Source organism: Yokenella regensburgei ATCC 49455 (assembly GCF_000735455.1).
Lineage (GTDB): Bacteria > Pseudomonadota > Gammaproteobacteria > Enterobacterales > Enterobacteriaceae > Yokenella > Yokenella regensburgei.
In genome coordinates this window covers 21730-43124 of record NZ_JMPS01000030.1, presented here as the reverse complement: position 1 = coordinate 43124, position 21395 = coordinate 21730, and the positions used below count along the sequence as shown (strand labels likewise).

Annotated in this window: 21 protein-coding genes; 10 read left to right on the top strand and 11 right to left on the bottom strand. The window is 56.2% G+C overall.

Annotated elements, in window-relative coordinates; all coding sequences use genetic code 11:
• Positions 1-128 precede the first annotated feature (128 nt).
• The 4 genes from sdhB to sdhC are packed head-to-tail and all read right to left on the bottom strand — an operon-like array spanning position 129 to position 3372.
• Positions 129-845: a succinate dehydrogenase iron-sulfur subunit SdhB gene (gene sdhB, locus GYRE_RS09160; RefSeq protein ID WP_006819071.1), complete on the bottom strand. Its 717-nt coding sequence runs from the start codon at positions 843-845 to the stop codon at positions 129-131.
• Between the two features lie 15 nt (positions 846-860).
• On the bottom strand, positions 861-2627 hold the full coding sequence (gene sdhA / locus GYRE_RS09155; protein ID WP_006819070.1) for a succinate dehydrogenase flavoprotein subunit: 1767 nt from the start codon (positions 2625-2627) through the stop codon (positions 861-863).
• Positions 2627-2974, bottom strand: a complete 348-nt coding sequence (gene sdhD / locus GYRE_RS09150; RefSeq protein WP_006819069.1) for a succinate dehydrogenase membrane anchor subunit — start codon at positions 2972-2974, stop codon at positions 2627-2629. The genes sdhA and sdhD overlap by 1 nt, the downstream gene beginning before the upstream one ends.
• Positions 2968-3372: a succinate dehydrogenase cytochrome b556 subunit gene (sdhC, locus tag GYRE_RS09145; protein WP_006819068.1), complete on the bottom strand. Its 405-nt coding sequence runs from the start codon at positions 3370-3372 to the stop codon at positions 2968-2970. The genes sdhD and sdhC overlap by 7 nt, the downstream gene beginning before the upstream one ends.
• A gap of 323 nt (positions 3373-3695) precedes the next feature.
• Between sdhC and GYRE_RS25285 the strand changes: the two genes are divergently transcribed.
• Complete coding sequence (locus GYRE_RS25285; RefSeq protein WP_420378122.1) at positions 3696-3803, top strand: hypothetical protein; 108 nt, start codon at positions 3696-3698, stop codon at positions 3801-3803.
• Between the two features lie 201 nt (positions 3804-4004).
• The gene (locus GYRE_RS09140; protein ID WP_006819067.1) at positions 4005-5291 is read left to right on the top strand and encodes a citrate synthase; all 1287 of its coding nucleotides are present in this window, start codon (positions 4005-4007) and stop codon (positions 5289-5291) included.
• A gap of 45 nt (positions 5292-5336) precedes the next feature.
• On the opposite strand, the gene nei is transcribed toward GYRE_RS09140, so the two are convergent.
• From nei to GYRE_RS09115, 5 genes are read right to left on the bottom strand one after another with little or no spacing between them, the layout of a single operon-like run.
• A complete protein-coding gene (gene nei / locus GYRE_RS09135) occupies positions 5337-6128 on the bottom strand; it encodes an endonuclease VIII (protein WP_038254814.1) in 792 nt (263 codons plus the stop codon).
• A gap of 21 nt (positions 6129-6149) precedes the next feature.
• Positions 6150-6887: a 5-oxoprolinase subunit PxpA gene (pxpA, locus tag GYRE_RS09130; protein ID WP_038254812.1), complete on the bottom strand. Its 738-nt coding sequence runs from the start codon at positions 6885-6887 to the stop codon at positions 6150-6152.
• Positions 6874-7806, bottom strand: a complete 933-nt coding sequence (gene pxpC, locus GYRE_RS09125; RefSeq protein WP_038254809.1) for a 5-oxoprolinase subunit PxpC — start codon at positions 7804-7806, stop codon at positions 6874-6876. The genes pxpA and pxpC overlap by 14 nt, the downstream gene beginning before the upstream one ends.
• Positions 7800-8456: a 5-oxoprolinase subunit PxpB gene (pxpB, locus tag GYRE_RS09120; protein ID WP_006819063.1), complete on the bottom strand. Its 657-nt coding sequence runs from the start codon at positions 8454-8456 to the stop codon at positions 7800-7802. Before pxpB ends, pxpC begins: the two co-directional genes overlap by 7 nt.
• A 12-nt stretch (positions 8457-8468) precedes the next feature.
• A complete protein-coding gene (locus tag GYRE_RS09115) occupies positions 8469-9212 on the bottom strand; it encodes a type 2 GTP cyclohydrolase I (protein WP_038254807.1) in 744 nt (247 codons plus the stop codon).
• Between the two features lie 227 nt (positions 9213-9439).
• Between GYRE_RS09115 and dtpD the strand changes: the two genes are divergently transcribed.
• Positions 9440-10921 carry a dipeptide permease DtpD gene (gene dtpD, locus GYRE_RS09110; protein ID WP_006819061.1) on the top strand — a complete coding sequence of 494 codons (1482 nt, stop codon included), beginning with the start codon at positions 9440-9442 and terminating at the stop codon, positions 10919-10921.
• Here the strand turns inward: dtpD and phrB are convergent.
• Positions 10918-12342, bottom strand: a complete 1425-nt coding sequence (phrB, locus tag GYRE_RS09105; protein ID WP_038254805.1) for a deoxyribodipyrimidine photo-lyase — start codon at positions 12340-12342, stop codon at positions 10918-10920. The genes dtpD and phrB overlap by 4 nt on opposite strands.
• Positions 12343-12499: 157 nt before the next feature.
• Entirely contained in the window at positions 12500-12706 is a 207-nt protein-coding gene (locus tag GYRE_RS09100; protein WP_038254803.1) for a DUF2517 family protein, read from the bottom strand.
• A gap of 299 nt (positions 12707-13005) precedes the next feature.
• On the opposite strand from GYRE_RS09100, the gene kdpF reads away from it, so the two are divergent.
• The 7 genes from kdpF (at position 13006) to speFL (ending at position 21176) form a co-directional block, all read left to right on the top strand.
• Positions 13006-13095, top strand: a complete 90-nt coding sequence (gene kdpF / locus GYRE_RS24245; protein WP_081874643.1) for a K(+)-transporting ATPase subunit F — start codon at positions 13006-13008, stop codon at positions 13093-13095.
• Positions 13095-14774 carry a potassium-transporting ATPase subunit KdpA gene (gene kdpA / locus GYRE_RS09090; RefSeq protein ID WP_006819057.1) on the top strand — a complete coding sequence of 560 codons (1680 nt, stop codon included), beginning with the start codon at positions 13095-13097 and terminating at the stop codon, positions 14772-14774. Before kdpF ends, kdpA begins: the two co-directional genes overlap by 1 nt.
• Before the next feature lie 20 nt (positions 14775-14794).
• The gene (kdpB, locus tag GYRE_RS09085) at positions 14795-16843 is read left to right on the top strand and encodes a potassium-transporting ATPase subunit KdpB (protein WP_038254801.1); all 2049 of its coding nucleotides are present in this window, start codon (positions 14795-14797) and stop codon (positions 16841-16843) included.
• Positions 16844-16853: 10 nt separating this feature from the next.
• Positions 16854-17429, top strand: coding sequence for a potassium-transporting ATPase subunit KdpC (gene kdpC, locus GYRE_RS09080; RefSeq protein ID WP_038254799.1), 576 nt, complete (start codon positions 16854-16856; stop codon positions 17427-17429).
• Between the two features lies 1 nt (position 17430).
• Entirely contained in the window at positions 17431-20115 is a 2685-nt protein-coding gene (gene kdpD, locus GYRE_RS09075; RefSeq protein WP_038254797.1) for a two-component system sensor histidine kinase KdpD, read from the top strand.
• Positions 20112-20789 (top strand): two-component system response regulator KdpE, encoded by a 678-nt coding sequence (kdpE, locus tag GYRE_RS09070; protein WP_006819053.1) that lies wholly within the window; start codon positions 20112-20114, stop codon positions 20787-20789. Before kdpD ends, kdpE begins: the two co-directional genes overlap by 4 nt.
• Before the next feature lie 282 nt (positions 20790-21071).
• Entirely contained in the window at positions 21072-21176 is a 105-nt protein-coding gene (gene speFL / locus GYRE_RS24470) for a leader peptide SpeFL (protein WP_006819052.1), read from the top strand.
• The last annotated feature ends 219 nt before the right edge of the window (positions 21177-21395 follow it).

The following is a 21395-nucleotide window of genomic DNA, read 5'->3' as shown; positions in this document are numbered from 1 at the left end:
TTTTTAGAGGTTTCCTGTCTCTAATGCTGGTGGCTCTTGTAGGCCGGATAAGACGTTAACGTCGCATCCGGCATTTTGCCTGATGCGCTACGCTTATCAGGCCTACAGGCCACCACCGTTAAAACTACTTACGCACTGCGTTGCAACAGCATCGACTTAATGTGGCCGATGGCGCGCGTCGGGTTCAGCCCTTTCGGACATACACTGACGCAGTTCATAATGCTATGGCAGCGGAATACGCTGAAAGCATCACTCAGTCCTTCCAGTCGGCTGTCGGTTTCGGTATCGCGGCTATCAATCAGGAAACGATACGCGGCGAGCAGGCCGGCCGGACCGATAAATTTGTCTGGATTCCACCAGAACGACGGGCAGGACGTTGAACAGCACGCACACAGAATACATTCATACAGGCCGTCCAGTTTTTCACGCTGCTCCGGTGATTGTAAATGCTCTCGTGCGGGTGGATTTTGTCCATTATTCAACAAGTAAGGCTTAATCTTCTCATATTGAGCATAGAATTGCCCCATGTCCACCACCAAATCGCGGACCACCGGCAGGCCCGGCAGTGGACGGATTACAATTTTCTTACCCGGCTGGTTCAGCGCCGAAATCGGCGTGATACATGCCAGGCCATTTTTGCCGTTCATGTTCAGGCCATCCGAACCACACACGCCTTCACGGCATGAGCGGCGAAACGCGAGCGTTGGGTCTTTCTCTTTGAGCTGGATTAACGCATCCAGCAGCATCATGTCGCGCCCTTCTTCCGCTTCCAGGGTGTAATCCTGCATGCGCGGAGCATCGTCTACGTCCGGGTTATAGCGATAAACTGAAAATTCTAGTTTCATTGTCCTGTCTCCGCATTAGTAAGTACGAATTTTCGGCGGGAACGCCGGACGCAGTTTCGGTTCCATATTGACGCTACGACGCGTCATGGATTCCGACTCTGGCAGATACAGGGAATGGCACAGCCAGTTTTCGTCATCACGATCCGGGAAGTCGAAGCGGCTATGCGCGCCACGGCTTTCGGTACGGAAGTTGGCAGAAACAGCGGTGGCATACGCCGTTTCCATCAGGTTATCCAGCTCCAGACACTCAACGCGCTGGGTGTTGAACTCACTGGAAGTGTCATCAAGACGCGCATTTTTCAGGCGTTCGCGAATCGCTTTCAGCTGCTCAAGCCCTTTCGCCATCGCATCACCTTCACGGAATACCGAGAAGTTGTGCTGCATACACTCCTGCAGTGCTTTACGGATTTCTACCGGATCTTCGCCGTCACGATTGCCGTTCCAGCGGTTCAGACGCTCGAGAGAAGCATCGATTTCGGCTTCGGTTGCGTCCAGCAGGTCGCCCTGCTCGGCAATCGATTCCTGCAGATGCAGACCCACCGCACGACCAAACACCACCAGGTCAAGCAGGGAGTTACCACCCAGACGGTTGGCACCGTGTACCGATACACAGGCAATTTCGCCGACGGCGAACAGGCCCGGGATCACCACGTCTTCGCCCTGCTCGTTCACGGTCAGCGCCTGGCCGGTTACTTTGGTCGGAATACCGCCCATCATGTAGTGGCAGGTCGGGATAACCGGAATTGGCTCTTTCACCGGGTCGACGTGAGCGAAGGTACGAGACAGTTCGAGAATGCCCGGCAGACGGGATTCCAGCACTTCTTTGCCCAGATGGTCGAGTTTCAGTTTGGCATGCGGGCCCCACGGACCATCGCAACCACGACCTTCACGGATTTCGATCATGATGGAACGCGCCACCACGTCACGACCCGCCAGGTCTTTCGCATTCGGGGCATAACGCTCCATGAAGCGCTCGCCGTGTTTGTTCAACAGGTAGCCACCTTCACCACGGCAGCCTTCTGTGACCAGAACGCCCGCACCGGCAATACCGGTTGGGTGGAACTGCCACATTTCCATATCCTGCACCGGCACGCCAGCGCGGATAGCCATACCGACACCGTCACCGGTGTTGATGTGGGCGTTGGTAGTCGACTGGTAGATACGACCGGCACCGCCGGTTGCCAGCACGGTCGCACGGGCTTTGAAGTACACCACTTCGCCGGTTTCAATACACAGCGCGGTACAACCCACCACGGCGCCATCGGCGTTTTTCACCAGATCCAGCGCATACCACTCAGAGAAAATAGTGGTGTGGTTTTTCAGGTTCTGCTGATACAGCGTGTGCAACAGGGCGTGGCCGGTACGGTCAGCCGCTGCCGCAGTACGTGCCGCCTGCTCGCCGCCGAAGTTTTTCGACTGGCCGCCAAACGGACGCTGATAGATAGTGCCATCTTCGAGGCGTGAGAACGGCAGACCCATGTGATCCAGCTCCAGAATCGCTTCCGGACCGGTTTTACACATATATTCGATGGCATCCTGATCGCCAATGTAGTCTGACCCCTTCACGGTGTCATACATGTGCCATTCCCAGTTATCTTCATGGGTATTACCGAGCGCTACGGTGATGCCACCCTGCGCGGATACGGTATGGGAACGGGTAGGGAAAACTTTGGAAAGCAGCGCACAGGTCTGGCCGCTTTGGGAGATTTGCAGCGCGGCACGCATACCCGCGCCACCGGCTCCAATCACAACAGCATCAAATTCTCTGACTGGCAGTTTCATTACACACCCCACACCACAACAAATCCATAAATGACGTAAACCACCAGCGCTACAACGATAGCCAGTTGCAGAACCAGGCGAACAGCCAGTGGTTTAACGTAGTCGGTCAACACCTGCCACATGCCGATCCAGGCATGAATCAAGATGGAAAAGAGAGCCAGCAGGGTGAAGACTTTGGTGAAAGCGGAAGAGAAGAAACCCGTCCAGACTTCCCAGGTAAGCGTGCCGCTGGTCGCAAAGAACCCAATCATGTAGATGATGTAGAGGGTCAAGACGATTGCGGTAGCACGGACCAGGATGAAGTCATGTACGCCGTTGCGTCCTAGTGCTGAGGCGTTGCTTACCATACGAGGACTCCTGCGAGAAGTGAAAGCACGACAGTAATAACAAAAGAAATTTTGGCAGAGCGGATCCCAGATTCTAACGTCTCTTCCAGGTAACCGAAGTCCATCAGCAGATGGCGAACGCCGACAACGACGTGGTAGGCCAGTGCAGTGAGAATGCCCCACATGATGAACTTAACGAAGAAGCTGCTCATGATTGAGCTGGCGACGAGGAAACCTTCAGGGGAAGAGAGGCTGGTGCCCAGCAACCACAGCAGAATACCGACGGCCACAAAAGTGATCACACCGGAGACGCGATGGAGAATGGACGCTATCGCCGTTATTGGGAACCGAATCGTTGCGAGATCCAGATTGACAGGTCTTTGTTTTTTCACGTTTCTTATCATGAATAACGCCCACATGCTGTTCTTATTATCCTTCCTCCGGTCTGCGTGCGGGTCAAGCAGCGTCCTTTCTATAACTTAGCGTCATGTAAAAACGTCTCTTAAGGCGTAAGTACGACACAAAACAACGCTGGGTGGCTCGGGATTAGCAGGGTGTTCCGGAGACCTGGCGGCAGTATAGGACGTTCACAAAATCATTACAATTAACCTACATATAGTTTGTCGGGTTTTATGCGGAACAGTGATCGATATCACGATAACAACATTATTTTAAATTTTACTCAGCTGATTTGACAAATATTAAACATTATTGTTACAACCATCACTAGAAAAGTCATATAATGCGTAAAAGTTATGGGGACATACTCGCACCTGAAAATAAGTTATGTAACAGCGTGTCGGTATTGACCTCAGTAATCAGGACAGTTATTAGTGATAGACAGGTTTGAATAATACGGACTGCTAAGACCCTGATTTGCTGCTGTTTCGCTGTATAGAGATTCATTACCACTAAGCGCCCATTGCTCTGTACCCTGGTTACCCTCTGACGCAGAGCTGCGAGCCGAAAAAGAATCGGTAAGGTCGACATACAGTCTGAAAGCGAATCCGGCCCCGGCGGTCTTAAGCAATAAGGCGCTAAGGAGACTGTAATGGCTGATACAAAGGCAAAGCTCACTCTAAATGGTGACGCTGCTATCGAACTGGATGTGCTAAAGGGCACACTCGGCGAAGATGTTATTGATATCCGTACCCTCGGTTCCAAAGGGATGTTCACTTTCGACCCGGGTTTCACCTCTACCGCATCCTGCGAATCCAAGATCACCTTTATCGATGGTGACGAAGGCATCCTGCTGCATCGCGGTTTTCCTATCGACCAGTTAGCTACCGAGTCTAACTATCTCGAAGTGTGCTACATCCTGCTGAACGGTGAGAAACCGACTCAGGCCCAGTACGAAGAATTCAAAACCACCGTCACTCGTCACACCATGATCCATGAGCAGATCACCCGTCTGTTCCATGCGTTCCGTCGTGACTCTCACCCGATGGCGGTGATGTGCGGTATTACCGGCGCGCTGGCGGCGTTCTACCACGACTCTCTGGATGTGAATAACCCGCGTCACCGCGAGATTGCCGCATTCCGTCTGCTGTCTAAAATGCCAACCATGGCGGCGATGTGCTACAAGTATTCCATCGGTCAGCCGTTTGTTTATCCGCGCAACGATCTCTCTTACGCGGGTAACTTCCTGAACATGATGTTCTCTACGCCGTGCGAAGAGTATGTGGTGAACCCGGTTCTGGAACGTGCAATGGACCGCATCCTGATCCTGCACGCCGATCACGAACAGAACGCTTCCACCTCAACCGTGCGTACCGCCGGTTCTTCTGGTGCTAACCCGTTCGCCTGCATCGCGGCCGGTATTGCCTCCCTGTGGGGACCGGCTCACGGCGGCGCCAACGAAGCAGCACTGAAGATGCTGGAAGAAATCAGCTCCGTTGAGCACATTCCGGAATTCGTCCGTCGCGCGAAAGACAAGAACGACTCTTTCCGTCTGATGGGCTTTGGCCACCGCGTGTACAAAAACTACGACCCGCGCGCCACCGTAATGCGTGAAACCTGCCACGAAGTGCTGAAAGAGCTGGGTACCAAAGATGATCTGCTGGAAGTGGCGATGGAGCTGGAACACATCGCGCTGAACGACCCGTACTTCATCGAGAAGAAACTGTACCCGAACGTCGATTTCTACTCCGGTATCATTTTGAAAGCCATGGGCATTCCGTCTTCCATGTTCACCGTTATCTTCGCGATGGCGCGTACCGTTGGCTGGATTGCACACTGGAACGAAATGCATACCGAAGGCATGAAGATTGCTCGTCCGCGTCAGCTGTACACCGGCTACGACAAGCGTGAGTTCAAATCCGATCTGAAGAAGCGTTAATCCGCAAGATCTGACGGCTAACCCCTCCCCTTAGGGAGGGGTTAATTATTTCTGGCACTCCGGGCACCAGTAAAAGGGCCGGGATGACACCATCGTTTTCTCAATAACCCCCCCGCAGCGCTCACAGCGTTCTCCATCCCGATGAAACACCCTGAAGCGGAATAATGCCCCATGATGTTTATTGTCATCGACTTTGCCACGCGTCTGATATGAAAGACGTGGGATATCCAGCAGCGCATGAGCCAGCACATCGAGCCTTCCTTCGCTGAGCTGCGACGCCTTGTGCTGTGGCGTGAGCTCTGCCTGCCAGAGGATCTCAACCCGCAGGTAGTTGCCGAGCCCTGCCAGGAACGCCTGGTCCAGCAGCAGACCACCAAACTGACGATGGCGAAACTTTGGCGACAGCAGGCGCGCTTTCACCTGCTCCACCGTCAGGCTCATATCGAGAACGTCAGGCCCGACGCGCAGCAGGAACGGATGCACCGCCAGCTGTTCCGGGGTCAACATCTCAATATCGGAAGCGCTGTAGAGTAAAATCGCTTTGTTGGCGGTTTGTAACCGAACGCGCAGAACCCGCGTGGTCTGTGGCGTGTCTCCGGCATCCACTATTCGCCAGACGCCATAGAGCTGGTTGTGGCTGTAGAGCGTGAGTTGGTTAGAAAAATGGGTCAGCAGCGCTTTCCCCCGGGTTTCGAGCCGGGTAATACGCTTGCCGATAAGCTGTGATTCGAACGATTTTAACTGCGGAAAAGCAAACCAGACATCAGTCAATGGTTCGCCCTGGATAGCCGCCTCCAGGCTATCCGCCGCGCGACGGATCTCCGGGCCTTCAGGCATTGTTACATCCTTAGTGCTGCCTCATGCAGCAACGGTAATACCATTCTCAGCAAATGCCACCCGCAAACGACGGGCAAACGCCAGGGCATGCTCGCCGTCGCCATGCAGGCAAACGGTTTGCGCGTGCACAGGCGCCCAGCTACCGGTGATGCTCAGCACACGACCGTGCTGCACCATCTCCAGCGTTTGTGCGAGTGCCTTATCACTATCATCAATCAATGCCCCCGGCTGTGCACGGGGGACCAGGCTGCCGTCCGCCTGATAGCCACGGTCGGCAAACACTTCTTCGTATGTCGCGAGGCCATAGCGCTGCCCGGCAACAATCAGTTCACTCCCCGCAAGCCCTACCAGCCGCAGAGAAGGGTCGAAATCATGCACCGCACGGGCAATGGCGTCAGCAAGTCGCGGAGTTTTCGCCGCCTGGTTGTACAGCATGCCGTGGGGTTTCACATGGCGCATGATACCGCCTTCCGCACGGGCAATCGCCGCCAGGGCGCCAATCTGGTACAGCGTTTGTGCGTACACCGTTTCCGGCGACAGATGCATTTCTGTACGACCAAAGTTTTCCCTATCCGGGAAGCTCGGGTGTGCCCCGATAGCCACGTCGTTTTTCAGCGCCTCACGCACACAAAAGCGCATGGTGTCGGCATCACCGGCATGAAAACCACAGGCGATATTGGCAGAGGAGACCAGCTGCAGCAGTTGCGCATCACTGGCCGCCCCTTCGCCAAGATCGGCGTTTAAATCAATCGTCTTCATCAAGTCGCCATGCCAGTTGTTCGAGGTAACGTTGCCGGTCGCTGCGCGCTTTCAACGCCTCTTCCAGCGAACAGGCCACAAAATGGATGGGCTGCCCGAGCGGAATTTGCGCCAGCTGGTAGAGATCGGCGGTAATAACGCAGGCAATGCGTGGGTATCCTCCGGTAGTCTGCGCATCGTTCATCAGCACAATCGGCTGGCCGTTGTGCGGCACCTGCACGACACCAGGCAGCAGACCGTGCGACAGCATTTCCCGCGAAGCCTCACGCACCAGCGGCTGTCCGCTCAGGCGGTAACCCATACGGTTACTCTGCGGGCTGAGCTGCCACGGCGAGCGCCAGAACGCGTCCTGAGAGGCTACATCGAATTCCTGATACTCAGGTCCCGGCAGAGCTCGCAGCCAGTTACTGGTTGGCAGCTGCCGGACCCCTTTCGGCCTGCGGAAATCTCTTCTTGCCTGCCCCATGCCAAGCACGTCACCGTCTACCAGTCTACGCCCTTCCATGCCACCGATCCCGACTTTCAGATCGGTGCTGCGCGACCCTAACACTCGCGGAACATCAATCCCTCCGGCAACGGCCAGATAACTGCGAATGCCGTAAAGCGGGCGCTTGAGCACCAGTTGCTGACCGGCCCGGGCGAAGTGACGCCAACCGCTCCAGACCGGCTCGCCGTCAAGGGTGGATTCGCAACCTGCGCCAGTCAGGGCAAACCAGCCATCCCGGGTAAACTCCACCGTCACCTGGCCCAGGGTCATTTCCAGACCCGCATCATCCGGGTGATTCCCTACCAGCAGATTGGCAGTGACTAATGAAGGGGTATCCAGCGCGCCGCAGTGGCTGACTCCTGACTGACGCAGACTAAAGCGTCCGGTATCCTGCACGGTGGTATACATTCCGGCACGGAGTATCTTCAGCATACGCCCTCCTTCTGCGGCACAAAGCGCACGCTGTCTCCCGGTCGCAGCAGCGCCGGTTCTGCCCGCTGCGCGTCAAACAGCGTCAACGGCGTGTGACCAATCAACTGCCAGCCTCCCGGCGTTGCCAGCGGGTAAATCCCGGTTTGCGCCCCGCCTATCCCCACCGTTCCTGCCGGAACCAGCAATCGTGGCTCCGCACGCCGGGGAGTCGCCAGCGCCTCAGCCATGCCGCCAAGATAGGCAAATCCAGGCTGAAAACCGATAAACCACACCACGTAATCCTGAGCAGCATGCAGCTCCACTACCTGCTTTTCGCTAAGCTCAGCATGGCGCGCCACATGGGCGAGATCTGGCCCACCGCTGCCGCCATAGGTCACCGGGATCTCGATAAGCCGGGACTCCGGCTCCAGCGCGTCGCTCTCCTCCCACCAGCGCTGCAGCTGCTCTATTACATCCAGCGCCAGGTTCTGCGGGTTGCGCAGAACAACGGTAATGTTATTCATGCCGGGGATGGCTTCCAGCACTTCGGGGACGGTCGCCAGCCGCTGCGTCAGTCGCCAGATCCGTTTTTGCGTGGCAAGGGTTACCGGCGGTTCCAGCTCCAGCACTACCGCCGTTTCTCCCAGAAGATAACAACGCGCTCGCTGCACTTTTCTTCTCCGTCAGGCCGGGTTCGGAATATCAACAAAGGTGACATCGAGGTCGGTCGTTTCATTCAACCATTCGCTGAGCGCGCGAATGCCGCCCCGCTCGGTCGCGTGATGTCCCGCCGCATAAAAATGCAAACCTTGCTCACGCGCCGAATGAATCGTTTGTTCAGAAACTTCGCCGGTAATGAAAGCATCGACGCCGAAGCTGGCGGCGCTGTCGATGAAACTTTGTCCACCACCGGTGCACCAGGCAACGCGTGAAACACGGTCCGGGCCAGTATCACCACACCACAGCGGTTTGCGCCCCAGACGCGCTTCAAGCCAGGAGGCCAGCTCCACGCCGGAAACCGACATCGACAGCTCCCCCCACGGCACCAGTGGTTCGATTTCACCTTTCACATTAATGCCGAGTAGCGCCGCCAGCTGGACGTTATTGCCAAGCTCAGGATGTGCATCCAGCGGCAGGTGCCAGCCGTAGAGGTTTATGTCGTTTTCCAGCAGCGATTTCAGGCGGCGGCGCTTCATGCCACGAATGACCGGAGACTCCCCTTTCCAGAAGTAGCCGTGGTGAACAATTACCGCATCGGCCTGTTGGCGCACCGCTTCGTCGATAAGCGCCTGGCTTGCCGTCACGCCGGTGACAATTTTTTGTACCGTCTCGCGCCCCTCGACCTGCAGGCCGTTGGGTGCGTAATCGCTGAACGCCCCGCTGTTGAGTTTTTCATTAATCAGTTGTTCCAGTTCGCTATTTTTCATGACTACTCCTCTTTGGCGGCAGGTACAGAGAATAACATAGCGTATCCTCCCTTCCCCATCAGCAAAAACGCCGCAAAATGATTACCCCACCCTGGTGCAATAATGTATATTTATTCACTCAGGCAGCATATTATCAATGATGTGTTGCTTAAGACCTCACGATAAGATTAAAAAAACAACAAAATGCGGAAGGATGACCTTTCGCGCGACACCGGGATTGCAAGGAAATGAAAACTTCACCGTCACAGCCCCGCGCTATCTATTACGTAGTGGCGCTACAGATATGGGAATACTTCAGTTTTTACGGCATGCGCGCGCTGCTGATCCTGTATCTCACCAACCAGCTCAAGTACGACGACAACCACGCCTACGCGCTGTTCAGCGCCTACTGTTCACTGGTGTACGTCACGCCTATTCTGGGCGGCTGGCTTGCCGATAAGGTGCTCGGCAACCGGATGGCGGTGATGATAGGCGCGCTATTGATGGTGGTGGGTCATCTGGTGCTGGGCGCCAGTGAAATATCTCCCGTCTGGCTATATCTGTCGCTGTCGATAATCGTCTGCGGTTATGGCCTGTTTAAATCCAACGTCAGCTGTCTGCTGGGCGAACTGTACGATCCGGCCGATCCGCGCCGTGACGGTGGTTTCTCCCTGCTTTACGCCGCCGGGAATATTGGCTCCATCGTCGCCCCGATTGCCTGTGGTTTTGTGCAGGAAGAGTACAGCTGGGCAATGGGCTTTGCGCTGGCCGCTATCGGGATGCTCGCCGGGCTGGTGATCTTCCTCTGTGGCCATCGCCATTTTCAGCATACGACTGGGGTGAATAAAGCTGCCCTGCATGCCAGAACCTTCGTACTGCCAAACTGGAGCTGGCTGCTGGGACTGCTGGTGGTCTCTCCGTTACTTATCGCGGTCCTGTTCTGGAAAGAGTGGTCGGTGTATGCGCTGATCGTCGCAACGCTTATCGGGCTGGCGGTACTGGGGAAAATTTATCTGCGGGCAGAAACGCGCAAACAGCGTAAAGAGCTGGGGCTTATCGTGGTGCTGACCTTCTTCAGCCTGCTATTCTGGGCTTTCGCTCAGCAGGGCGGTAGCTCCATCAGCCTGTATATCGACCGCTTCGTCAACCGTCAGATCCTTGGCTATGAAGTACCAACCGCCATGTTCCAGTCGGTGAACGGTTTTGCGGTGATGCTGTGCGGCTTTGTCCTCGCGTGGCTCATCAAAGAGAGCGTGACCGGCAACCGCACCCTGCGCATCTGGGGGAAATATGCCCTCGGACTCGGCCTGATGAGCGCTGGTTTTTGTATTTTGACGCTGAGCGCCCGCTGGTCGGCCATTTATGGCCACTCCTCCATGCCGCTGATGATCCTCGGCATGGCCGTCATGGGCTTCGCTGAATTGTTTATCGATCCGGTGGCGATGGCGCAGATAACCCGTATTGAGATCCCCGGCGTCACCGGCGTGTTAACCGGGATTTATATGTTGCTTTCTGGCGCTATTGCGAACTATCTGGCCGGCGTTATCGCCGATCAAACCTCTCAGAGCGCTTTTGATGCCTCCGGGGCGATCAACTACTCGATTGATGCCTATATCAACGTGTTCAGCCAGATAACCTGGGGCGCCCTCGCCTGTGTGGTAATGGTGCTGGCTATCTGGCTGTATCAGGCACTGAAAGTGAAGTTCCGCCCGCTGGCGCTGCAGTCTTAAGCCTCTCCTTTCCTGGCGGCCTCGTAGGCCGCCAGCGTCTTCAACCGCGCCTCTTTATGGCTGACAATCGGACGCGGATAATCGAGCTTAACCCCCACTTTATCCGCCCACCCCCACGGCTCATGAATATCGCTATCCGGCACCTCTGCAAGCGCAGGCAGCCAATGGCGAATAAACTCGCCTTTCTTATCAAAACGCTCCCCCTGAGTCGTGGGGTTAAAAATGCGAAAATAGGGCGCAGCGTCTGTCCCGGTTGATGCCGCCCACTGCCAGCCGCCGTTGTTCGCAGCGAGATCGCCGTCGATAAGCTGCGACATGAAATAGCGCTCTCCTTCCCGCCAGTCAATGAGCAGGTCTTTAACGAGGAAACTGGCGACAATCATGCGCAGGCGGTTATGCATCCAGCCGGTATGATTGAGCTGCTGCATGGCGGCATCCACAACAGGAAACCCGGTTTCCCCCTGCTGCCAGGCACGGAGCATTACCGGGTTACTCTGCCACTGTACGTTGTCGGTCCAGGCAATAAACGGACGATGACGGCAGAGTTTCGGATGGTAAGTCATCAGGTGACGATAGAATTCACGCCAGATAAGTTCGCTCAGCCACACGGCCCCGTTTTCACCTTCCAGCGCCTGCGGGTGCTCCTTCAGCAACCGGTGCAGGCACTGGCGTGGCGATAACGCCCCGATAGCCAGGCAAGCCGACAGCCTGCTGGTTCCCTCAATGGCCGGGAAGTCACGGTCAGTATCGTAATTTACCACTCGCTGCTGGCAGAACTGACGCAATTGGTTCAGTGCGTTTTTTTCATCTGCGGCGAACAACGTGTGATCAAAATCCTGCTGTGGGTAGTTGAGTTCGACCGCAGTCAGCGCCTCACGAAGCGCACCGCCAGGGCGAACGTCGGGTGCACGTACGCACTCCGGCAGCCCTTCCCGCAGCCGCCGCAGGTACGCATTTTTAAATGGGGTAAACACTTTATACATTTCGTGGTTACCGGTCATGATACTGCCGGGAGCCAGCATGACGCTATCGTCAACCCCCTGACACATTACGTTGCTCAGCGTTTTTTCAACGGCGGCATCACGCTGGCGCTCGTTGATTTCATACTGATAGTTGTAGAAAAGCGCATCCACCCGATGCGTTTCGCACACCTCACGCAGAACTGTGATGCTCGCGGCAAAATCATCAACCGCTTTCACCAGCAGCGGGATCCCCCGCTCGGCCAGCGCCTGTTGCAGGCTATTGAGATGGCTCTGGATAAACGCGGCTTGCCGTGGCGCCATCTGATGCTGGTGCCATTGCCCGGGGGTGGCTATATAGAGTGCCAGCACGGTGGCGTTGGGATGGCGGCAGGCCGCGGCGAGCGCCAGATTATCGTGGATGCGTAGATCGTTACGAAACCAGACCAGATGCGTGGTCATACTGCTCCTTTCAGGGCGATAGTAAAACGTCACCGAAGCCCTCGGTCAGGACCCACGGTTTTGCCCTAAGTGTAACCATTGTGAGGGAGCAGGCACAAAAAAACCGCCCATTATCAGGCGGTTTTTTATGCTGTGTGCAGGCTTTGCGCCTGAAAATTTAGTAGAAGTCGCAGACGGCTTTTTCAGCCTGCTCCATCCACACCGGTTTTTCGCTGGTTTTAGACCAGACGCGGTGCAGGTAGCTGTAAAAACGTGCGCGATCTTTCCAGAACAGCATCACCGGCAGTGCGACAACCCCCGCTACGACGGCGAAAGCGCGACGCAGAAAAACGATGTGTGCCGGATAGTCTTTATACAGATCCATAATTCTCTCCCCATTTAGTAGCCGGTAATCATCACCAGCAATAATCATCTGGCTAAAATAATACCCGTTTGCTTGTAATTTTACTACTCATCCGACCACTTTTTTTAGAACATTTACGATTAGTTTATGAATATCGCGTAACTTAGTTACAGAAAAGTTAAATTAATACTAACCAACAGTTAAATTGTGCCTTTTGCCATTTTTATACTTTTTTTACACCCGCCATCGCGATTTTTGCGAAATCTTTGCACCGAAATTTCTATCCTCATTTCAATAACTCATACATCCGGAGGTGGATTGTGACTGCAGGTGTAATTGCTGGCGTGGTGCTGGTGTTCCTGATACTGGCGTATCTCATTTATGCCCTGATTAATGCGGAGGCATTCTGATGGCCGCACAAGGATTTTTACTGATCGCCGGTTTCTTGCTGGTGCTGTTTGTCCTGGCGCGCCCGCTTGGCACTGTACTGGCGAGAATGATTGGCGATTCACCGCTCCCGGGCGTGGCAGGGATTGAGCGCGGATTATGGCGAGTGCTGGGGATCCGCACGGATGAAATGGGCTGGTGCCAGTACCTGATGGCGCTGTTGCTGCTGAACCTGTTCGGCCTGGTCATACTGTTCGCTATGCTGATGCTGCAGGGTATTCTGCCGCTGAATCCGCAAAACTATCCGGGGCTCTCCTGGGACCTGGCGCTGAACACGGCGGTCAGCTTTGTCGCCAACACCAACTGGCAGTCTTACGGTGGCGAAACCACCATGAGCTACCTGAGCCAGATGGCCGGTCTGACCGTGCAGAACTTCCTGTCGGCGGCAACCGGGATTGCGGTTGTTTTCGCGCTGATACGCGCTTTCTCCCGCCATAGTGTGAAAACCCTCGGCAACGCCTGGGTGGATTTAACCCGTATCACCCTGTGGGTGCTGCTGCCAATCTCTCTGGTGATCGCCCTGTTCTTCATTCAGCAAGGCGTGCTGCAGAACTTCCATCCGTACCAGGCTTTTACCTCGCTTGAAGGCGCAAAACAGCTCCTGCCTATGGGGCCAGTGGCGTCTCAGGAAGCGATCAAAATGCTGGGTACCAACGGCGGTGGTTTCTTTAACGCCAACTCCTCACACCCATTTGAAAACCCTACAGCGCTGACTAACTTCGTCCAGATGCTGTCAATTTTCCTGATCCCGGCCGCGCTGTGCTTTGCCTTTGGCGAGGCGGTAGGCGACCGCCGTCAGGGGCGTACGCTGCTGTGGACGATGACGCTTATCTTCATCGTGGCTGCGGCTGTGGTGATGTGGGCGGAAACTCAGGGTAACCCACACCTGATGGCGCTCGGTGCCGACAGCAATATCAACATGGAAGGCAAAGAGAGCCGCTTTGGTATTCTCGCCAGCAGTCTGTTTGCGGTGGTGACCACGGCGGCATCCTGCGGCGCGGTCAACGCCATGCATGACTCCTTCACTGCCCTCGGAGGCATGGTACCAATGTGGCTGATGCAGATAGGTGAAGTCGTCTTCGGCGGCGTCGGCGCGGGCCTGTACGGCATGCTGCTGTTCGTACTGCTGGCGGTGTTTATCGCCGGGCTGATGATTGGCCGTACCCCTGAATACCTCGGCAAGAAAATCGATGTCCGCGAGATGAAAATGACCGCGCTGGCCATTCTGGTGACACCAACGCTGGTACTGCTTGGCACTGCGCTGGCGATGATGACCGACGCAGGTCGTAGTGCGATGCTCAATCCGGGCACCCACGGCTTCAGCGAAGTGCTGTATGCGGTATCTTCTGCGGCCAACAATAACGGTAGCGCCTTCGCCGGGCTTAGCGCCAATACGCCGTTCTGGAACTGCCTGCTGGCCTTCTGCATGTTCTTTGGCCGCTTCGCGGTGATTGTTCCGGTAATGGCGATTGCAGGTTCTCTGGTCACGAAGAAATCGCAGCCCGCCAGTATCGGGACGCTGCCGACCCACGGCCCGCTGTTTATCGGCCTGCTTATCGGCACCATTCTGCTGGTTGGCGCACTGACCTTTATCCCCGCACTGGCACTGGGCCCGGTGGCGGAACATCTGTCATTACTTTAAGCGATGTGGAGCCTTATTCTATGAGTCGCAAACAACTGGCCCTGTTTGAACCTTCCCTGGTCCGTCAGGCCATACTCGATGCTGTTAAGAAGCTGAGTCCCGCCACCCAATGGCGCAACCCGGTCATGTTCCTCGTCTGGCTCGGCAGCGTTCTGACCACCGTGCTGGCGATTGCCATGGCCACCGGTCACATCAGCGGCAGCGCGGGTTTCACCGCTGCGGTCAGCGTGTGGCTGTGGTTCACCGTGCTGTTCGCCAACTTCGCGGAAGCGATGGCGGAAGGTCGTAGTAAAGCCCAGGCCAACAGCCTGAAAGGGGTGAAGAAAACCTCTTTCGCCCGCAAACTCCGCGCACCACATCATGACGCCCAGATGGATCACATCCCGGCGGAGGATCTGCGTAAAGGCGATATCGTGCTGGTCGAAGCAGGCGATATCATCCCCTGCGACGGTGAAGTCATTGAGGGCGGTGCCTCGGTTGATGAGAGCGCCATTACCGGGGAATCGGCTCCGGTTATCCGTGAATCCGGCGGCGACTTCGCCTCGGTCACCGGCGGGACGCGCATCCTTTCCGACTGGCTGGTCATCCAGTGCAGCGTAAACCCGGGCGAAACCTTCCTTGACCGGATGATCGCCATGGTGGAAGGCGCGCAGCGTCGCAAAACGCCAAACGAAATCGCCCTGACCATTCTGCTGATCGCACTGACCATCGTGTTCCTGCTGGCAACCGCCACCATCTGGCCGTTCTCCAGCTGGGGCGGTGCCGCGGTCAGCGTCACCGTGCTGGTCGCGCTGCTGGTATGCCTGATCCCCACCACCATCGGCGGCCTGCTGTCGGCCATCGGTGTTGCCGGGATGAGCCGCATGCTCGGCGCCAACGTGATTGCCACCAGCGGCCGTGCCGTTGAGGCCGCAGGCGATGTCGACGTACTGCTGCTGGATAAAACCGGCACCATCACGCTGGGGAACCGTCAGGCCTCCGACTTCCTGCCAGCCAAAGGTGTGGATGAGAAAACCCTGGCCGACGCCGCACAACTCTCTTCGCTGGCGGATGAGACCCCGGAAGGTCGCAGCATTGTGATCCTCGCCAAACAGCGTTTCAATCTGCGCGAGCGGGATGTGCAGTCGCTGCACGCCACTTTCGTACCGTTTACCGCCCAGACGCGCATGAGCGGCATCAATATCGATAACCGCCAGATCCGTAAAGGTTCCGTCGATGCCATTCGTCGTCATGTGGAAGCCAACAACGGTCACTTCCCGGCGGATGTCGACAATCTGGTGGAGAGCGTCGCCCGTCAGGGTGCCACTCCGCTGGTGGTGGTCGAAGGTGCACAGGTGCTGGGCGTTATCGCACTGAAGGATATCGTGAAAGGCGGGATCAAAGAGCGTTTCGCCCAGATGCGCAAAATGGGCATCAAAACGGTGATGATCACCGGTGATAACCGTCTTACCGCCGCCGCGATTGCCGCCGAAGCCGGCGTGGATGACTTCCTCGCTGAAGCAACGCCGGAAGCGAAGCTGGCGCTGATCCGTCAGTATCAGGCTGAGGGTCGTCTGGTCGCGATGACCGGCGACGGCACCAACGATGCCCCTGCCCTGGCGCAGGCTGACGTGGCGGTGGCGATGAACTCCGGCACTCAGGCGGCAAAAGAAGCAGGCAACATGGTTGACCTTGATTCTAACCCGACCAAGCTCATCGAAGTCGTACACATCGGTAAGCAAATGCTGATGACCCGTGGATCGCTAACCACCTTCAGTATCGCCAACGACGTGGCTAAGTATTTCGCCATCATTCCGGCGGCGTTCGCGGCGACCTATCCACAGCTTGGCGCGCTGAACGTCATGCATCTGCACTCTCCGGCATCGGCGATTTTAAGCGCGGTGATTTTTAACGCCCTGATTATTGTGTTCCTGATCCCGCTGGCGTTGAAAGGGGTGAGCTACAAGCCGCTGAGCGCGTCGGCAATGCTGCGCCGTAACCTGTGGATCTATGGCCTGGGTGGCCTGCTGGTGCCGTTTATTGGCATCAAGATTATCGACCTGGTGTTAACCGTTCTGGGTCTGGTGTGAGGAAGAAATGATGACTCTTATTCGTCCGGCTTTTGTATTAATGATTTTCCTGACGCTGGTGACCGGTGGTCTGTATCCTCTGCTCACCACGGCGCTTGGCCAGTGGTGGTTTCAGGATCAGGCCAACGGTTCGCTGATTCAGCAGCAGGATGAAGTGCGCGGCTCTCGCCTGATTGGCCAGCTTTTCACTTCTCCGGGTTACTTCCAGGGCCGCCCTTCTGCCACCTCAGACGTGGCCGATAACCCGATGGCCTCCGGCGGGAGCAACCTTGCGGTCAGCAACCCGGCGCAGGATAAAGCCATCGGCGAGCGCGTCAAGGCGCTGCGCGCTGCTAACCCGGACGCCCCGGCCCAGATCCCGGTTGAGCTAGTCACCGCCTCGGCAAGCGGCCTTGATAATAACCTGACGCCGCAGGCTGTGCTCTGGCAGGTTCCCCGTGTGGCAAAAGCCCGAAACCTGTCGGTGGAAGCGGTCACGCAGCTGGTGAATCGTCAAACCGAAAAACCGCTGGTCAGCTTTATCGGCCAACCTGTGGTAAATATAAATGAGTTGAATATGGCACTGGATGCCCTGAAGGATAAGTAATATGACCGACGAGCCGCTGCGCCCGGACCCGGACCGACTGCTGGAACAAACCGCCTCGCTGCATCGCGGGAAGCTGAAGGTATTCTTCGGCGCCTGCGCGGGCGTAGGGAAAACCTATGCCATGCTGGCGGAAGCGCAGCGGCTACGGGCGCAGGGGCTTGATATCCTGATTGGGGTGGTGGAGACCCATGGTCGCAAAGAGACGGCGGCCATGCTGACAGGGCTTGCCACACAGCCGTTGAAGCGAATCTCTCACCGGGGACGCTACGTTCTCGAATTCGATCTCGATGCCGCGCTTGCGCGGCGTCCGGCGTTAATTCTGATGGACGAACTGGCGCACAGCAATGCTCAGGGATCACGCCATCCGAAGCGCTGGCAGGACGTAGAAGAGCTGCTGGAAGCAGGCATCGACGTCTTTACTACCGTCAACGTGCAGCATCTCGAAAGCCTTAACGACGTGGTGAGCGGCGTGACCGGCATTCAGGTACGTGAAACCGTCCCCGACCCTTTTTTTGATGCCGCCGACGAAGTGGTGCTGGTGGACTTACCGCCGGACGATCTCCGCCAGCGCCTGAACGAAGGTAAAGTCTATATCGGTGGCCAGGCCGAGCGAGCCATTGAGAACTTCTTCCGTAAAGGTAACCTGATTGCCCTGCGTGAGCTGGCGCTGCGCCGTACCGCCGACCGGGTTGATGACCAGATGCGCGCCTGGCGCGACCGCCAGGGACAGGAAAAAGTCTGGCACACCCGCGATGCCATTTTGCTGTGCATCGGCCATAACACCGGCAGCGAAAAGCTGGTGCGTACCGCTGCCCGACTGGCCGCCAAGCTCGGCAGCGTCTGGCACGCCGTGTATGTAGAAACCCCTGCCCTGCACCGCCTGCCGGAGCATCAACGGCGCGCCATTCTCAGCGCTCTGCGACTCGCGCAGGAGCTTGGAGCCGAAACGTCGACGCTCTCCGATCCTTCTGAAGAACTCGCGGTACTGCGCTACGCCCGTGAGCATAACCTTGGCAAAATCGTCATCGGCCGCTACAACAAACGCCAGTGGTTCCACTCCCGCACCTTTGCCGACCGTTTATCCGCGCACGCCCCCGACCTGGATGTAATGATCGTCGCGCTGGATGAAAAGCCAGTGCCGGCGCCGCGTACTAACGATACCCGCCCGTGGATGGAAAAATGGCGCGTTCAGCTCCGCGGCTGCGCCGTTGCCGTGGCGCTCTGTGCCGCTATTACCATGGTAGCGATGCAGTGGATGTACGCCTTTGATGCCGCCAACCTGGTGATGATCTACCTGCTGGGCGTGGTGGTCATCGCGCTGTTTTATGGTCGCTGGCCGTCGGTGCTGGCGACCGTGATTAACGTGATTAGCTTTGATCTGTTCTTTATTGCCCCTCGCGGTACGCTGGCGGTATCCGACGTGCAGTATGTGTTGACCTTCGGCGTTATGCTGACCGTCGGTCTGGTCATCGGTAACCTGACGGCCGGGGTGCGTTACCAGGCGAGGATCGCCCGCTACCGGGAGCAGCGCACCCGCCATCTGTACGAAATGTCGAAAGCGCTCGCCGTCGGGCGTAGCGCCAAAGATATCGCCACCACCAGCGAGCAATTTATTCATTCAACCTTTGATGCCCGCAGCCAGGTGCTGCTGCCAAACAACGCCGGTAAGCTGATGCCGCTCACCCAGCAGCAAGGAATGACACCGTGGGACGACGCTATCGCCCGCTGGAGCTTTGATAAAGGTCAGCCTGCGGGTGCGGGCACCGATACCCTTCCCGGCGTGCCGTACCAGATCCTCCCGCTCAGAAGCGCCGACCGTACCCACGGGCTGGTAGTGGTAGAGCCGAGCAATCTGCGGCAGCTGATGATCCCCGAGCAGCAGCGACTGCTGGAAACCTTCACCCTGCTGGTGGCAAGCGCGCTGGAGCGTCTGTCGCTGACCGAAAGCGAAGAGCAATCGCGGCTTGCCAGCGAACGTGAGAGCATTCGTAACTCGCTGCTGGCGGCGCTATCGCATGACCTGCGCACCCCGCTCACCGTGCTGTTCGGCCAGGCAGAAATCCTGACGCTCGATCTGGCAAGCGAAGGCTCGAAACATGCGCCACAGGCTAACGAAATTCGCCAGCACGTACTGAATACCACCCGCTTGGTGAACAATCTGCTCGATATGGCGCGGATCCAGTCCGGCGGTTTCAACCTGCGTAAAGAGTGGCTGACGCTGGAAGAAGTGGTAGGCAGCGCACTCAAAACGCTTGAACCTACCCTCGGCGGACGGCACATCGCCCTCTCCCTTCCGGATCCGCTGATGCTGGTGCACGTCGACGGCCCGCTGTTTGAACGGGTGCTGATCAATCTGCTGGAGAACGCCGCCAAATATGCCGGATATCGCGCACAGATTGGCATTAAGGCGGAAACCGTGGGCGAACATCTGCAGCTGGACGTCTGGGACAATGGCCCCGGGATCCCGCCCGGACAAGAGCAGGCTATCTTCGATAAATTTGCCCGTGGGACGAAAGAATCGGCTATCCCGGGCGTTGGGCTCGGACTCGCAATTTGCGAAGCAATTGTTGATGTTCACGGTGGCACCATTTCAGCGTGGAACCGTCCCGAAGGCGGCGCCTGTTTTCGTGTTACACTTCCACTGGAAACCCCTCCGCAGTTGGAAGACTTTCATGAGGACCTGTGATTAACGTACTCATTGTTGAAGATGAACAAGCCATCCGTCGTTTTCTGCGCACCGCGCTGGAAGCCGAAAGCATGCGCGTATTTGAAGCCGATACGCTACAGCGTGGCCTGATTGAAGCGGCAACACGCAAGCCCGATCTGGTTATCCTCGATCTGGGCCTGCCCGATGGTGACGGCATTGATTTTATTCGTGACCTGCGACAGTGGAGCCAGATCCCGGTGATTGTGCTTTCTGCCCGGATAGAGGAGACGGATAAAATCGCCGCGCTGGACGCCGGTGCCGACGACTATCTCAGCAAACCTTTCGGCATTGGCGAGCTGCAGGCACGTCTGCGCGTTGCGCTGCGCCGTCATGCGGGTAAACCGCAGGACGAGCCGGTTATCCAGTTTTCCAGTATCGAGGTGGACCTTGCCTCACACCGCATTACCCGTGGTGAAGAGGAAATTCACCTGACGCCCATTGAGTTTCGCCTGCTGGCCGTATTACTTAATAACCCAGGGAAAGTCCTCACGCAGCGCCACCTGTTAAACCAGGTATGGGGACCGAATGCGATTGAACATAGCCATTATTTGCGTATTTATATGGGTCACCTGCGGCAAAAACTGGAAATTGATCCAGCGCGCCCCCAGCATTTACTCACTGAAACCGGTATCGGTTATCGCTTTATGTTTTGAATAGCTATTCATTAATAATTCAAAACCACCTCGCCTTATTTATTTAATAATAAACGCTGCGCCAGAAATTATTATTCTGCGCAGCATCGATCTATTTTCACCATCAAACTAAACAATGTATTCACAACTACATTACAATAAAGCAAATTGCCCACCGATATGCATAAGAATCGACTAATTATTTCTGAAATGATCGATATTTATTGATCACCTTCACAGAACGTAGCGCTTTCCTGGATAAAATAGCCATACCTTCAGTTAATCATGTGAAAGGTACATATCATGGAAAACAACAACCGAATGATGCCCCATATAAGGCGGACAACTCATATTATGATGTTTGCCCACCGCAACAGCTTCGATTTTCATTTCTTTAATGCCCGGTAGTCGTTCGACTACGGGCGCTTCAGCATACAGGTCTTCCTGAATCCTCGTTAATGCAGGCTATCGCCTGTAGCTAATCGCGCTCACCCTGATGAATCCTGCTTTTACCAGTGACCGGACTGGTGGGATTTATTGCATCCGAAAAAGCACTCTACTGATGTTTTAACTGTCAGCGGTGAAGTATTGCTTTTTTTCCGGAGTAATCAGTTTCTCATTCGAGAA

Coding starts and splice junctions, on each gene's coding strand:
- speFL (WP_006819052.1), top strand. CDS start 21,072: ATGGAAAACAACAACCGAATGATGCCCCATATAAGGCGGACAACTCAT.
- phrB (WP_038254805.1), bottom strand. CDS start 12,342: ATGACCACGCATCTGGTCTGGTTTCGTAACGATCTACGCATCCACGAT.
- sdhD (WP_006819069.1), bottom strand. CDS start 2,974: ATGGTAAGCAACGCCTCAGCACTAGGACGCAACGGCGTACATGACTTC.
- sdhB (WP_006819071.1), bottom strand. CDS start 845: ATGAAACTAGAATTTTCAGTTTATCGCTATAACCCGGACGTAGACGAT.
- GYRE_RS09100 (WP_038254803.1), bottom strand. CDS start 12,706: ATGGATCTGTATAAAGACTATCCGGCACACATCGTTTTTCTGCGTCGC.
- GYRE_RS09140 (WP_006819067.1), top strand. CDS start 4,005: ATGGCTGATACAAAGGCAAAGCTCACTCTAAATGGTGACGCTGCTATC.
- sdhC (WP_006819068.1), bottom strand. CDS start 3,372: ATGTGGGCGTTATTCATGATAAGAAACGTGAAAAAACAAAGACCTGTC.
- dtpD (WP_006819061.1), top strand. CDS start 9,440: ATGAAAACTTCACCGTCACAGCCCCGCGCTATCTATTACGTAGTGGCG.
- GYRE_RS09115 (WP_038254807.1), bottom strand. CDS start 9,212: ATGAAAAATAGCGAACTGGAACAACTGATTAATGAAAAACTCAACAGC.
- kdpA (WP_006819057.1), top strand. CDS start 13,095: ATGGCCGCACAAGGATTTTTACTGATCGCCGGTTTCTTGCTGGTGCTG.
- pxpA (WP_038254812.1), bottom strand. CDS start 6,887: ATGAAGACGATTGATTTAAACGCCGATCTTGGCGAAGGGGCGGCCAGT.
- kdpC (WP_038254799.1), top strand. CDS start 16,854: ATGACTCTTATTCGTCCGGCTTTTGTATTAATGATTTTCCTGACGCTG.
- pxpC (WP_038254809.1), bottom strand. CDS start 7,806: ATGCTGAAGATACTCCGTGCCGGAATGTATACCACCGTGCAGGATACC.
- kdpB (WP_038254801.1), top strand. CDS start 14,795: ATGAGTCGCAAACAACTGGCCCTGTTTGAACCTTCCCTGGTCCGTCAG.
- GYRE_RS25285 (WP_420378122.1), top strand. CDS start 3,696: ATGCGTAAAAGTTATGGGGACATACTCGCACCTGAAAATAAGTTATGT.
- kdpD (WP_038254797.1), top strand. CDS start 17,431: ATGACCGACGAGCCGCTGCGCCCGGACCCGGACCGACTGCTGGAACAA.
- nei (WP_038254814.1), bottom strand. CDS start 6,128: ATGCCTGAAGGCCCGGAGATCCGTCGCGCGGCGGATAGCCTGGAGGCG.
- sdhA (WP_006819070.1), bottom strand. CDS start 2,627: ATGAAACTGCCAGTCAGAGAATTTGATGCTGTTGTGATTGGAGCCGGT.